This window comes from Fusobacterium massiliense, assembly GCF_900095705.1.
In the GTDB taxonomy this organism is placed as follows: domain Bacteria; phylum Fusobacteriota; class Fusobacteriia; order Fusobacteriales; family Fusobacteriaceae; genus Fusobacterium; species Fusobacterium massiliense.
On sequence record NZ_LT608326.1, the window covers coordinates 92,705 to 106,570 of the forward strand.

Consider the following 13,866-nt stretch of genomic DNA (forward strand, 5'->3'; position numbering starts at 1 on the left):
TAAATACTTTTTTATTCTATCACTCTTTATGTCTAAAATAATTAGAGCTTATTTTTATTCTTCCGTAGGTTCTTCGTCAGAATTATATCTAACTTTTATAGTTTTATATTTGTTGAATCCTGTTCCTGCTGGAATTTTCTTACCTAAAATTACATTTTCTTTAAGTCCTTCTAAGTAGTCAACTTTTCCTTCTATTGCAGCATTTGATAGAACTTTTGTTGTTTCTTGGAATGAAGCTGCTGATATAAAGCTTCCTGTATTAACAGCTGCTTTTGTAATTCCTTGTATAACTGGTTCATATTTAATAAGAGCTTTTCCTTCTTCTTGAAGTTTTTGATTTTCAAGATCTACAACTCTTTTTTCTAATATTTCATCTTCAAGATATAAAGAAGCACCTGAATCTACTACTTTTACTTTCTTAAACATTTGTTTTACTATTATTTCAATATGTTTGTCATTAACTGTAACATCTTGATCTCTATAAACTTGTTGAACAGATTCTAGTATAAATTGTTCTGCAGCAACTAAACCTTTAATGCTTAAAATATCATAAGGTGAAATAGCTCCTTCAGTTATCTTATCTCCAGCTTTTATCTTCAATCCATCTGTAACTACTAAACGTTCTCCCATAGGAACTAAGTATTCTTTGTAGTCATCTGGATTTACTAAGGATCTAACATTAACAACCCTCATTTGTTTCTTTTTAATTAGAGGAATTTCTATTCTACCATCTATTTCAGAAAGAATAGCTTTTCCTTTAGGATTTCTTGCTTCAAATAATTCTTGTACTCTTGGAAGACCTCCAGTTATATCCTTTGTCCCTTCTCCCAACTTAATTATCTTAGCTATAATATCCCCTTTTTTAACCTTTGCACCATCTCTTACCATCATATATGCCCCATAAGGAATATTATATGTTGCTAACTTTTCATTAGCCTTATTTAAAATATGTACTCTTGGTTCTGTATCTCCATGATCAAGTGATCTTACAACTAAGTATTCATGTACATCATATTTTTCATCTCTTATATTTTTAGGAGTGAAATGTCTGTATTGAACAACTCCATCGTGTGAAGATATTATCGGAATATGATAAGGGTCAAATGTTACTATTGTATCCCCTTCTTTTACAACTTGTCCTTCTTTTACTTTTATAACAGATCCAGAATCCACTTCATGTTCATTGTCAGCTATTATGATTTTTCCACCTTGGCTTACAACTACTTCTTCTCCATTTATTTCTATAGTTTTGATATCTCTAAATGAAACTTCTCCACCATTTTCAGCTTTTTTAGAATTAACTACAGTTGCTGCTCCAGCTACCCCTCCTGTATGGAAAGTTCTCATTGTTAGCTGAGTACCAGGTTCTCCTATTGATTGAGCTGCAACAACTCCAACCGCTTCTCCTAGTAATATTTCATTGTAGTTAGATAAATCCATTCCATAACATTTTTGACATACACCTTTTTCTAAGGCGCAAGTTAATGGAGATCTAATCTTAACTTTTTTAATACCTAACTCTTCAATTTTATTAATTAATTCTTTTCCAATCATAGTATTTCTTGTAGCAATCTTCTTACCCTTATGAATTAGATCTTCTGCAAGAACTCTACCATTTATTCTTTCTTTTAATTCTTCGATTACTTTTCCATCAGAACCAACCAATGCTTCAACTTCTATTCCTTGTTCTGTATGACAATCTTCAGAATTTACTATGACTTCATGAGAAATATCAACAAGTCTTCTTGTTAGATATCCTGAATCGGCAGTTCTTAGAGCTGTATCGGCTAACCCTTTTCTAGCTCCGTGAGATGACATAAAGAACTCTAACACTGTTAGACCTTCTCTGAAGTTTGCTTTAATAGGAACTTCGATAGTTCTACCTTGAGTATCGGCCATGTTTCCTCTCATTCCTGCAAGCTGTCTCATTTGGTTAGTATTACCTCTGGCTCCTGAAGTCGCCATCATATATACCGGGTTAAACTTATCCAAATTATCCATCATTGCTTTTGTAACTTGTTGAGTAGTTCTAGACCAAACTTCTATTGTTTTTCTGTATCTTTCTTCATTAATAATTTTTCCAGACTTATAATCTTTTTCTATATTTGCTACTTCTTCATCTGCTTTTCTTAGTAATTCTTTCTTTTCTTTAGGTATTTCCAAATCTTCTATACCAACTGAAACTCCTGCAAATGTACCATAGTGATATCCAAAGTTCTTGATTCTATTTATTAAATCGGCTGTCTGAGTAAATCCATGTTTCTCATATAACGATTTAATTAAAACTTTTAATTCTTTTTTACCATAAGTTTTTCCATAATTTCTATCTACTTCTGGTAATATTTCATTGAACATAACTCTTCCAGGAGTTGTTTCAACTAATTTATCTCTCATTCTTACCTTTATTATTGCATGTGTTCCAACTTTTTCATTTTGATAAGCTGTAATAACTTGATCTATATTTGAAAATACTTTTCCTTCCCCTAGTGCTCCTTCTTTATCCTTAGTCATGTAGAAACATCCCATAACCATATCTTGTGATGGAACTGCTATTGGTTCTCCGTTAGAAGGAGAAATTATATTGTTTGGAGCTAACATTAATAACTTAGCTTCCATTATTGATTCTGGAGATAATGTTAAATGAACTGCCATTTGGTCTCCATCAAAGTCAGCATTGAATGCAGCACAAACTAAAGGATGTAGTCTTATAGCTTTCCCTTCTATTAATACTGGTTCAAAAGCTTGTATAGACAATCTATGTAGTGTCGGAGCTCTGTTTAATAAAACTGGATGATCTTCAATAACATCTTCTATTACTGTCCAAACTTTTTCATCAGACTCTTCAACTAATTTTTTTGCCATTTTTATATTATTAGCTAGTTCTCTTTTAACTAATTCTCTCATAATAAATGGTTTGTATAATTCTAGTGCCATTTTTTTAGGAATTCCACATTGATTCATTTTTAAAGATGGTCCTACAACTATAACTGATCTTGCTGAATAGTCAACTCTCTTTCCTAGTAAGTTTTGTCTAAATCTTCCTTGTTTTCCTTTTAACATATCAGATAAAGATTTTAACTCTCTATTATTTTGAGCTACTACTGGTTTTCCTCTTCTACCATTATCAATTAAAGCATCTACAGCTTCTTGTAACATTCTTTTTTCATTTTTTACAATAATTTCTGGTGATTTAATTTCTATTAGTTTTTTCAATCTGTTATTTCTATTGATAACTCTTCTATATAGATCGTTTAAGTCTGAAGTTGCAAATCTTCCTCCATCTAATTGAACCATAGGTCTTAGTTCAGCTGGTATTACAGGTACATTTGTAAGTATCATCCATTCTGGTCTATTTCCTGAAGATATAAAATCTCTAACTATTTTTAATCTTTTTACAAGTTTTTTTCTTTTTTGAGCTGAATTTGCATCAGCTAATTCATTTTCTAATTCATCTCTTAACTTTTCTAAATCTATAGATTCAAGAAGTTTTAAAATTCCTTCTGCTCCCATATAAGCTTCAAAACCTGTACTATGTAATTGTTTATGTAACTTATATTCTTTTTCAGTTAATATTTGTCCTACTTTTAAAGTATCTTCTGTACTAGAAGTTACAACATATCTTGCAAAATATAAAACTGACTCTAATTCTTTTGCAGAAAGTCCTATAATTAAAGACATTTTATTTGGGCTTCCTTTTGAGTACCAAATATGAGATACTGGAGCAGCCAGACTAATATGTCCCATTCTTTCTCTTCTTACTCTTGCTTTTGTTACTTCAACACCACATTTTTCACAAACAAGTCCTTTATATCTCATTCTTTTATATTTTCCACAAGAACATTCCCAATCTTTTGTTGGTCCAAATATTACTTCACAAAACAATCCATCTCTTTCTGGATTAAGAGTTCTATAATTTATTGTTTCTGGTTTTGTTACTTCTCCATGAGACCATTCTAATATTTTTTCAGGAGATGCCAATTTTATTCTTATTTTTTCAAAGTTTCTTATTCCCATTAAATATAAATCCTCCTTAATGAAATTATGTTTCTATTACTCGATTATATCATCCGCTTCTTCATCAACTTCATGAAGACCACCCATTTCTATTTCATATGAAGGTGAATACTCTGTAGGAGTATCTTCTAATCCTATTTCTTCATCAACATTTATCACATTATCTTCTTCATCACACAATTCTATATCAAGAGCTAATGCTTGGAATTCTTTTAAAAGAACTTTGAATGATTCTGGTAAATCTGAATCTGGCATAGCTTCCCCTTTTATAATAGATTCGTATGTTTTTGTTCTTCCTGTTATATCATCTGATTTTACTGTTAACATTTCTTGAAGAATATTTGAAGCTCCATATGCTTCTAAAGCCCAAACTTCCATTTCCCCTAATCTTTGTCCACCAAATTGTGCTTTTCCTCCTAGTGGTTGTTGAGTTACAAGTGAATATGGACCTATTGCTCTAGCATGCATTTTATCTTCAACAAGATGGTGTAATTTCAACATATACATTATTCCGACAGTTACTTTGTTATCAAATTTTTCCCCTGTTCTTCCATCATATAAAGTTACTTTTCCTGTTCTTGGGAACCCTTGTTTTTCTAAGTAATCTTTTACTTGTTCTTCTGTAGCTCCATCAAATACTGGTGTAGAAATACAAGTTCCTCCATTTAATGTTCTCATTGCCATACCTAAGTGAACTTCTAATACTTGTCCTATATTCATACGTGAAGGAACTCCAAGTGGGTTTAACACAACATCTAAGTGTGTTCCATCTTCTAAGAATGGCATATCTTCAGCTGGAAGCACTCTAGAAACAACCCCTTTATTTCCGTGTCTTCCTGACATTTTATCTCCAACAGTTATTTTACGTTTTTCTGCTACCATAATTCTGATGGATTTATTTACTCCAGGTTTTAAGTCATCTCCATTTTCTTTTGAAAGTTCTAGTATATCAACTACAACTCCTTTAGATCCATGAGGCATTTTTAGTGATGTATCCCTAACATCTCTTGCTTTTTCTCCAAATATTGCTCTCAATAATTTTTCTTCTGCAGGTGGTTCTGTTTCTCCTTTAGGAGCAGTTTTCCCAACTAGTATATCTCCAGGATTTACTTCTGAACCAATTTTTATAATTCCGTTTTCATCTAAGTTTCTTAATGCACTTTCTGAAACATTTGGAATTTCTCTTGTTATTTCTTCATTACCTAATTTTGTTGCTCTTGCTTCTATTTCATATTCTTCAATATGGATAGATGTAAATACATCATCTTTTCTCAATCTGTCTGAAATTAAAATAGCATCTTCGTAGTTATATCCTTCCCAAGGCATAAATCCCATAAGGATATTTCTTCCCAATGATAAATCTCCAGATTTTGTTGCTGGACCGTCTGCTATAATATCTCCAACTTTTATTTTATCTCCTAAATCAACTAAAGGTGTTTGTTGTAAACACATTGATTGGTTAGATCTTTCAAAATTTAAAAGTCTGTATACATGTTCTTTCTTATTTTCATCTTCTATAATTATTTTCTTTCCATCAACATAAGTCACTTTTCCGTTTACTTTTGATGTTATTACTGCTCCAGAATCCACTGCAACTTTTCTTTCAAGTCCCGTTCCTATGAATGGAGCTTCTGATCTAAGTAAAGGAACTGCTTGTCTTTGCATGTTCGATCCCATCAATGCTCTGTTGGCATCGTCGTGTTCTAGGAATGGAATAAGTCCAGCTGAAACAGATACAACTTGTTTTGGAGAAACATCCATATAATTTACTCTATCTGCTTCAATTTCAACTATCTCATGCCCATATCTACAAACAGCTAAACCTTGGATTTTATTCTTTTTATCTAATTTAGTATCGGCTTGTGCTATAAATAATCCATCTTCTTCATCAGCTGCTAGATATCTTATATCATCTAATAGTGCAATTCCATTTTCAACTCTAACATAAGGCGTTTCCATAAATCCATATTTATTGATTTTTGCATAAGTTGCAAGTGACCCAATAAGTCCAATGTTTGGACCTTCTGGTGTTTCTATAGGACAAACTCTACCATAATGTGAATCGTGTACGTCTCTTACTTCGAACCCTGCTCTTTCTCTTGATAAACCTCCAGGTCCTAGTGCAGATATTCTTCTCTTATGAGTTAATTCTGCAAGTGGATTTGATTGGTCCATAAATTGTGACAATTGTCCAGAACCAAAGAAATCTTGGATTAATGCATTCAATGGTCTAGTATTTAACAACGATTGAGGAGTAACTGTTTCTATATCTTGAGTAGTCATTTTTTCTCTGACCATTTTACTCATTTTAGTCAATCCTGTTTTTATTTGCATAAGAAGTAATTCTCCAACTCCTCTTATACGTCTATTAGATAAATTATCTATATCATCAATATGAGTAGTTTGATCTCCATTGTTTAAAGCTATAACATATTTTATAGTTCCTAATACATCATCTCTAGTTAAGACAATTTCTTCATCAGGAATATCTAGTTTTAGTCTTTTATTCATTTTATATCTTCCAACTGGTTCCAAATCATATCTTTGTGAATTGAAAAACATTTGTCTGATTAAATTTCTAGCCGAGTCTATTGTAACTTGGTCTCCTGGTCTTAATTTTCTAAATATTTCAACAACGGCTTCATCTTTTGTTGCTGTCGCATCATTCATTAAAGTATTAGCTACTAACTTATCTTCTGCCTTTACTTCCCAATATGTGATAGTTTCTATCTTATTTTCAATCAATCTTGCTATAAGTTCTTCATTTAAATAAGTTTCTTCTTCTATTAAATATTCTCCAGTTTCTTCGTCAATAATTCCTTCTTTTAATATAGAACCTTCTAATTTTTCTTTTAAAACTAGTAATAATTCTTCTGGATTTGTTGAATATTCTTTATATATGCTACCTAATTCTAGTTCTTTTGTTTCTAAGAAATAATCTCTGATTTCGTTATTATCTTCAAAAAAATCAACAGCTTTTAGGAAAACAGTAGCTAGAACTTTTTTCTTTCTATCTATTTTTACACTTAAGAAGTCATTTTTATCTGTTTCAAACTCTAACCAAGTTCCTTTGTAAGGAATTATTTTTCCTGAAAATAAATCCTTTCCTGTTTGAGTATTTACTTCTTTACTAAAAGATACTCCAGGTGATCTATGTAATTGAGATACAACAACTCTTTCTGCTCCATTTATTATAAATGTAGCTCTTTCAGTCATCTTAGGAACTTCTCCAAAATATACAAGTGATTCTTGTATTTCATTTCCCATTTTTTTATTTATCAGTCTTAATCTGACTTTTAATGAATTTGAATATGTTTTTCCTCTTCTTTTACACTCTAACTCATCGTTCAAAGGTGCTTCAGACTCATGTAATTCATAACCAATATATTCTAGCCTTACATCTCCATTTGAAGATTCAATTGGAAATACTTCTCTAAATGCAGCCTCAAACCCTTTATCCTCTCTTTTGTTTGGTGATGCACTTGTTTGTAAAAATTCCTCATATGAATTTAATTGAAATTCTAAAAAATGAGGCATTTCTCCTCTTTGTTTAATTTTACCGAAATTAAGTCTTTCAACGAGTTTCTCCACGTTTCACTCTCCTTATAAGTATAATTAATCTTTTGTAATTAAAAAGGCTAATTTATTTCCAAAAGATTAATTATGTAACAACATTTTTTGCCAAAGTTACCAAAAAGGCACTCTAAATAGTATAAAGAGTGCCTATTATTTTTGTTTGTTATAATAAAATTAGTTATTATTTAACTTCTACTTCTGCTCCAGCAGCTACTAATTTTTCTTTTATTGCATTAGCTTCATCTTTAGGTGCAGCTTCTTTAATTACTCCACCATTATCAACTAAGTCTTTAGCTTCTTTTAATCCTAATCCAGTTATTGCTCTTACTTCTTTGATTACAGCTATTTTGTTAGCTCCTGCGTTCTTTAATACAACATCAAATTCAGTTTTTTCTTCAGCAGCTTCAGCTGGTCCTGCAGCAGCTACAGCTACTGGTGCAGCAGCAGTTACTCCAAAGTGTTCTTCTAATGCAGATACTAATTCTTTTAATTCTAATACTGTCATAGCTTCTAAATCAGCTATAAATTGTTCTTTATTGAATGCCATTATTTTTTCCTCCTCAAATATTCACGATTTTTTTATTATTCAGCAGATCCTTCTTTTTTGTCTGCTATTGCAACAGTTGCATATGCAAGTTTTCTTACTGGTCCTAACATAGAGTTTAGTAACATAGATAGTAATTGTTCTCTTGAAGGTAATTTTGCTAATTCTTCTACTTCAGAAACACTAACTTTCTTTCCAGTTAAGAAACCACCTTTTATTTTAAATACATCTTGTTTTGCTTTTGCTTTAGTCTTTGCTAAATCAAAAACTGCTTTTGCTGGAGCTACAGGATCAGCATATCCGAATGCAAACGCTGTTGTTCCTTCTAAAATTTCATCAAAGTTATCTTCGATTCCAGATTCTTTTAAAGCTATTTTGAATAATCTGTTTTTTGCTACTAAATATTCAGCACCAGATTCTCTCATTTGCTTTCTTAATGAAGTTTCTTCATTAACTTTAATACCTTGATAATCAACAAAAACAACTGATTGAGCTTTTTTAATTTTTTCAACTAATTCAGCCACAACTTCTTTCTTAACTTGAGTTGCCATATTGATTCACCTCCTCTTTTTTCTAAAAATAAACCCCTATTCACAAAAACAGGGGTTGAGTATTGAGGTTAGTATACCTAAACTCCAACCTCGGTAGGTTATTTAAGGATATATCCCCCTACGGTCTTTGGTTTGGATTTATATTCAATTTAATTATCCAACATATTTAGCTACTAACGCAGGATCTAATTTTACACCAGGTCCCATTGTTAGAGATACTGCTACAGTTCTTAAGTATTGTCCTTTAGATGTAGCTGGTTTTAATCTTACGATTTGTTCCATGAAAGCTTTAAAGTTTTCTTCGATTTTATCTAAGTCAAAATCAACTTTTCCTATTGGAGCATGAATAGACCCTAATTTATCTACTCTGAATGCTAATTTACCTTTTTTGAATTCAGATACAGCTGATGCTACATCAGGTGTAACTGTTCCTGATTTAGGGTTAGGCATTAAACCTTTAGTTCCTAATATTTTCCCTAATCTACCTATTTTAGGCATCATATCAGGTGTAGCTATAACTAAATCAAAATCTAACCATCCTTGTTGGATTTGGTTAATATATTCTTCAGCTCCAGCATAGTCTGCCCCTGCAGCTAATGCTTTTTCTATATTTTCACCAGAAGTGATTGCTAGTATTTTAACTGTTTTTCCTGTTCCGTGTGGTAACACAACAGTTCCTCTGATTTGTTGATCAGCATGTCTTGGATCTACTCCAAGTCTTAATGCAACTTCTACAGTTTCAACAAATTTTGCTGTTTTTGTTTTTTGAACTAATTCTAGTCCTTCTCTTATATCATAAAGTTTTCCTGTTTCAACTAATTTAGCTATTTCTAAATATTTTTTTCCTCTATGTTTTGCCATTATTAAATTTCCTCCCTCTGTGGCTTAACGAGCTTTACTCTACCACTAAATTATAAAGCAATTAGTCTTCTATTTTTATTCCCATAGATCTTGCTGATCCTGCAATTATCTTCATAGCTGTTTCTACTGATGAAGCATTTAAGTCAGGCATTTTTGTTTCAGCTAGTTCTCTTAACTTTGCAGTAGTAATTTTTCCTGCTACTTCTTTTTTAGAGTTTTTAGCTCCTGATTGTATTCCAGCAGCTTTCTTTAATAAATCTGAAGCAGGTGGAGTTTTTAATATAAATGTGAATGATCTGTCACTATAAACAGATATTTCAACTGGGATTATCCATCCAGCTTTATCTTGAGTTTTAGCATTAAATGCTTTACAAAATTCCATTATATTTACACCATGTTGTCCTAGTGCTGGTCCAACTGGTGGAGCAGGGTTTGCTTTTCCTGCAGGTAATTGTAGTTTTATTATTTGAATTACTTCTTTTGCCATTTTATTTATTACACCTCCGTAAGATTGTGTATATTACACCTTTAAAACACTGTCTACTTCTACTTCAACAGGCGTCATTCTTCCAAACATTTCAACCATAACTTTTACTTTACTATGTTCGTAGTCGATTTCTGCTATTTGTCCTTCATGGTCAGCAAACGCTCCATTAAGAATTTTTACATAATCCCCTTCAACAAATCCAAAGTCTATGATTTCTTTAGGAACTTTTATTCCTATTATATTGAATATATTTTGTACTTCATCTTCTTCCATAGGAACAGGGTCTGAACCTACTCCGACGAAACCTGTTACACCATTAGTATTTCTAATTATATACCAAACATCTGGATTAACTTTATAATTAATTCCAAATTCATTTTCTTCTCTTGTCGCTTCTATTTCAAGCATGACATATCCAGGGAACAGTTTTCTATAAACTTTTTTTTCTTTCCCTCTAACAGTTTCTGTCAATTCTTCTTCTGGAACTAATATATTTGTAACAACTTCCTTTAACCCTAATGTTTCCATTTTTTGATCTAAGTCCGTCTTAACTTTCTTTTCATATCCAGAGTAAGTATGTATCATAAACCATCTTCTTACATTTACTGTGCTCATATTAGTGCCTCCAATACATTAAGAGCTTTTACTGCAAGAATATCGAAAAGACCAAGATAGATAGATATTAAAACAGTCATGGTTACAACCCATACTGTAGAGTGTAAAACTTCTGTTTTTGAAGGCCACTCAACTTTTGAGTATTCCATTTTAACTCTTTGAAACAAGTTCATAATATCTCCTCTCAATAAAAATGGCAGGTCAAGAGGGACTCGAACCCCCAACCCTCGGTTTTGGAGACCGATGCTCTACCAATTGAGCCATTGACCTGCATGTGTCTGCTAATAAAAATTCATCCTATTTTTTAGTTTCTTTGTATAAAGTATGTTTCTTTAATACTGGATTGTACTTCATCATTTCTAATCTTTCTGGATGAGTCTTTTTATTTTTTGTTGTAGTATAGTGTCTTAATTTTGTTTCAGTGCATTCCAAAATTACTTGTACTCTCATCTTTTATTCCTCCTATTAAATTGTATTTTCTAATCTTATATAGCTCATACAATTCTACTCAACTAAAACTAAACGAAGAAATTAAGATTTTTAAATTCTTCACAATCTACATCAAAGTGTAAACCTTTTATCAAAAACAAGTCCACTCTTTAACGGTATCTAATGATCCTCCCATATTTTCAATATATGGTATGCGAGTTTTTCCTGTATTCTGCTTTCTAAGACTTTGTCATTCTATCATAATTTTTATATACTGTCAACAGAGAAATTTTTATTTCATAACTTTCATTTTATAGATTTTATTTTTCCTAAACAATTTTATTATATAGACATTTTTTTACCAATATTGTATACTAAACTATCTACACAATATTAGCTGAAAGGAGTTTTTATGGAACGGATTATTATGCATTATGATATGGATGCTTTTTTCGCTTCTATTGAAATTAAAAAAAATCCAAAATTAAAAAATAAGCCTTTAGTTGTTGGAGAAAACATTGTTACAACTGCAAGCTATGAAGCTAGAAAATTTGGTATTCATTCTGCAATGAAAGTTTCAGATGCCAAATTACTTTGTCCAAAACTTATGGTTATTCCTGTCGATAAAAACGAATATATTCGTACCTCTAAAACAATTCACAATTTAATTCTAAAAATTACAAACAAGGTTGAATTTATAGCAACAGATGAGGGATATATAGATTTAACTGGCCTTGTAAAAAAAGAGAATTTAAATTCTTTTGCAACAAAATTTAGAAAAAGAATTAAAGAAATTACAGGGTTAACTTGTTCTGTTGGGATAGGTTTCAATAAATTAAGTGCTAAAATTGCAAGTGATATAAACAAACCATTTGGACAATATATTTTCAAAACTGAAAACGATTTTATAAAATATATAGAAAATAAAAAAATAAGTATTATACCTGGTGTAGGTAAAAAATTTACTGAACTTTTATATAAAGAAAATTTATTTTTTGTTAAAGATTTCTATGATTTCTCCTTTGATTTTTTGATAAAAAAATATGGAAAATCTCGAGGAGAAAATTTATATTGTTCTATAAGAGGTATCGACCACAGTGAAGTTGAATTTGAAAGAGATATCCATTCTATTGGAAATGAAGAGACTTTTTTTCTTCCATTACAAACCGAAGAAGAAATTGAACGAGAATTTTATAATCTCTTTGAGCATACTTTTTCAAGATTACAAAAACAAAATGTTTTTACACAATTAGTATCTATTAAAATTAGATATACCTCATTTAAGACTTATACCAAGAGTAAGAAATTAAAATTTTTTACAAAAGATAAACACATTTTATACACTACCTTATTAGAGCTTCTAAGTTCTTTTGAAATAACCGAAGATATTCGCCTTTTAGGAATCTATTTTGGAGATATTAAAAAGAAATTTCTAGAACAATTAGCTCTAGAAAAATTTTAAATCTCATTCAAAATATGATATCATATTAAAAATCAAAATTAGGAGGACATATGAAAAAACAAGAGTTTTTAAAAGAATATTTAGTTGATAGAAAAAATACGAATTCATTAAAATGGGACGCTTTAGATGTTAGATACGGAGATCCAGATTTAATTTCTATGTGGGTTGCTGATATGGAAATTAAGAGTCCAAAAGAAATTATTGAGGCTTTAAAAAATAGATGTGAACATGGTGTATTTGGTTATTCTTATGCTAGTGGTGAATACTATAGTGCTTTAATTTCTTGGATGAAAGAAAACCATAATTTTAATATAGAAAAAGATTGGATAAGGTTTTCTCAAGGTGTAGTAACTGCAATTTATTGTTTTATCAATATTTTCACTAAGATAAACGATAGTGTTTTAATACTAACTCCAGTATACTATCCTTTTCACAATGCTGTTAAAGATAACAACAGAAAGTTAATAACTTCAGATTTAATAAATAATAATGGTTACTTTACTATTAATTATGACGATGTTGAGAAAAAAATTATTGAAAATGATGTTAAACTGTTTATACAATGCTCTCCTCACAATCCTGCTGGTAGAGTTTGGAAAGAAGATGAACTAAGAAAAATACTTGAAATTTGCAAAAAACATAATGTTTTAGTTGTTTCTGATGAAATTCACCAAGATTTAGTCTTAAAAGGAAATAAACATATTCCTGCTGCTACTGTTGATAATTGTAAGTATGCTGATAATATTATCACTGTAAATGCTGCTTCTAAAACATTTAATTTAGCTGGTCTAACTCATTCTAATATAATAATTAGTAATCCAAAAATTAGAGAAAAATTTGATTTTGAATTTAAAAAAATAAATCAAACAGAAGTCAACATTTTAGGAATGTTAGCAACTCAAGTAGGCTATGAAAAAGGAAAGGAATGGCTTGAAAATCTTATAGACCTTATTCAAGATAATTATGATTATTTAAAAAGTGAACTTAATAAAAATATTCCTGATATAATAGTTACTCCTTTAGAAGGAACATACCTTGCCTTTCTAGATTTAAGAAAAATTATTTCAGTCAATGAAGTTAAAACTTTTATTCAAGATAAGGCAAGACTAGCTATTGACTTTGGAGAATGGTTTGGAGATAGTTTTAAAGGTTTTATTCGTTTAAATTTAGCAACTGACCCTGAAATTGTAAAGAAGGCCGTTTCAAATATAATAGAAGTTTACAATTCTTACTTTCCTAAAAATAATTAACTTTTTATTCTTCTACCTAAACTTAACAGATTATATATTTAAAATTTAAAAGTTTAGTGATATAATAAATAATATTG

Annotated in this window: 11 protein-coding genes, 1 tRNA gene and 1 other annotated feature; of the genes, 2 read left to right on the forward strand and 10 right to left on the reverse strand. The window is 30.5% G+C overall.

The annotated features are described in order from the left end of the window. Positions 1-54: 54 nt before the first annotated feature. The 10 genes from rpoC to rpmG all read right to left on the reverse strand — a co-directional run bounded on the left by rpoC (position 55) and on the right by rpmG (position 11,098). On the reverse strand, positions 55-4,014 hold the full coding sequence (gene rpoC, locus BQ2505_RS02845) for a DNA-directed RNA polymerase subunit beta' (protein ID WP_074016292.1): 3,960 nt from the start codon (positions 4,012-4,014) through the stop codon (positions 55-57). A 36-nt stretch (positions 4,015-4,050) separates the two neighbouring features. After that, complete coding sequence (gene rpoB / locus BQ2505_RS02850) at positions 4,051-7,605, reverse strand: DNA-directed RNA polymerase subunit beta (RefSeq protein WP_074016293.1); 3,555 nt, start codon at positions 7,603-7,605, stop codon at positions 4,051-4,053. Between the two features lie 166 nt (positions 7,606-7,771). After that, positions 7,772-8,137, reverse strand: a complete 366-nt coding sequence (rplL, locus tag BQ2505_RS02855) for a 50S ribosomal protein L7/L12 (protein WP_074016294.1) — start codon at positions 8,135-8,137, stop codon at positions 7,772-7,774. Between the two features lie 35 nt (positions 8,138-8,172). Next, positions 8,173-8,685, reverse strand: a complete 513-nt coding sequence (gene rplJ, locus BQ2505_RS02860; protein ID WP_074016295.1) for a 50S ribosomal protein L10 — start codon at positions 8,683-8,685, stop codon at positions 8,173-8,175. Between the two features lie 18 nt (positions 8,686-8,703). After that, positions 8,704-8,834, reverse strand: a sequence feature (ribosomal protein L10 leader region). 4 nt (positions 8,835-8,838) lie between these two features. Continuing rightward, positions 8,839-9,546 (reverse strand): 50S ribosomal protein L1, encoded by a 708-nt coding sequence (gene rplA / locus BQ2505_RS02865; RefSeq protein ID WP_074016296.1) that lies wholly within the window; start codon positions 9,544-9,546, stop codon positions 8,839-8,841. Between the two features lie 61 nt (positions 9,547-9,607). Then, positions 9,608-10,033, reverse strand: a complete 426-nt coding sequence (rplK, locus tag BQ2505_RS02870; RefSeq protein ID WP_074016297.1) for a 50S ribosomal protein L11 — start codon at positions 10,031-10,033, stop codon at positions 9,608-9,610. Positions 10,034-10,066: 33 nt separating this feature from the next. Further along, on the reverse strand, positions 10,067-10,648 hold the full coding sequence (gene nusG / locus BQ2505_RS02875) for a transcription termination/antitermination protein NusG (protein ID WP_074016298.1): 582 nt from the start codon (positions 10,646-10,648) through the stop codon (positions 10,067-10,069). Next, on the reverse strand, positions 10,645-10,821 hold the full coding sequence (gene secE / locus BQ2505_RS02880; RefSeq protein ID WP_074016299.1) for a preprotein translocase subunit SecE: 177 nt from the start codon (positions 10,819-10,821) through the stop codon (positions 10,645-10,647). Before secE ends, nusG begins: the two co-directional genes overlap by 4 nt. Positions 10,822-10,842: 21 nt before the next feature. Then, a tRNA-Trp gene (locus BQ2505_RS02885) sits at positions 10,843-10,918 on the reverse strand. Positions 10,919-10,945: 27 nt separating this feature from the next. Then, positions 10,946-11,098 carry a 50S ribosomal protein L33 gene (rpmG, locus tag BQ2505_RS02890; RefSeq protein ID WP_005904076.1) on the reverse strand — a complete coding sequence of 51 codons (153 nt, stop codon included), beginning with the start codon at positions 11,096-11,098 and terminating at the stop codon, positions 10,946-10,948. 391 nt (positions 11,099-11,489) lie between these two features. On the opposite strand from rpmG, the gene dinB reads away from it, so the two are divergent. Together dinB and BQ2505_RS02900 are read left to right on the forward strand one after the other, a co-directional pair. Beyond that, positions 11,490-12,539, forward strand: a complete 1,050-nt coding sequence (dinB, locus tag BQ2505_RS02895) for a DNA polymerase IV (RefSeq protein ID WP_074016300.1) — start codon at positions 11,490-11,492, stop codon at positions 12,537-12,539. Positions 12,540-12,589: 50 nt separating this feature from the next. Continuing rightward, on the forward strand, positions 12,590-13,789 hold the full coding sequence (locus tag BQ2505_RS02900; RefSeq protein ID WP_074016301.1) for a MalY/PatB family protein: 1,200 nt from the start codon (positions 12,590-12,592) through the stop codon (positions 13,787-13,789). Positions 13,790-13,866: the final 77 nt, after the last annotated feature.

Excerpts from the sequence above, each read along its gene's own strand:
- rplA (WP_074016296.1), bottom strand. The coding sequence starts at position 9,546 with ATGGCAAAACATAGAGGAAAAAAATATTTAGAAATAGCTAAATTAGTT.
- rplK (WP_074016297.1), bottom strand. The coding sequence starts at position 10,033 with ATGGCAAAAGAAGTAATTCAAATAATAAAACTACAATTACCTGCAGGA.
- nusG (WP_074016298.1), bottom strand. The coding sequence starts at position 10,648 with ATGAGCACAGTAAATGTAAGAAGATGGTTTATGATACATACTTACTCT.
- rplL (WP_074016294.1), bottom strand. The coding sequence starts at position 8,137 with ATGGCATTCAATAAAGAACAATTTATAGCTGATTTAGAAGCTATGACA.
- rpoC (WP_074016292.1), bottom strand. The coding sequence starts at position 4,014 with ATGGGAATAAGAAACTTTGAAAAAATAAGAATAAAATTGGCATCTCCT.
- dinB (WP_074016300.1), top strand. The coding sequence starts at position 11,490 with ATGGAACGGATTATTATGCATTATGATATGGATGCTTTTTTCGCTTCT.
- rplJ (WP_074016295.1), bottom strand. The coding sequence starts at position 8,685 with ATGGCAACTCAAGTTAAGAAAGAAGTTGTGGCTGAATTAGTTGAAAAA.
- secE (WP_074016299.1), bottom strand. The coding sequence starts at position 10,821 with ATGAACTTGTTTCAAAGAGTTAAAATGGAATACTCAAAAGTTGAGTGG.
- BQ2505_RS02900 (WP_074016301.1), top strand. The coding sequence starts at position 12,590 with ATGAAAAAACAAGAGTTTTTAAAAGAATATTTAGTTGATAGAAAAAAT.
- rpmG (WP_005904076.1), bottom strand. The coding sequence starts at position 11,098 with ATGAGAGTACAAGTAATTTTGGAATGCACTGAAACAAAATTAAGACAC.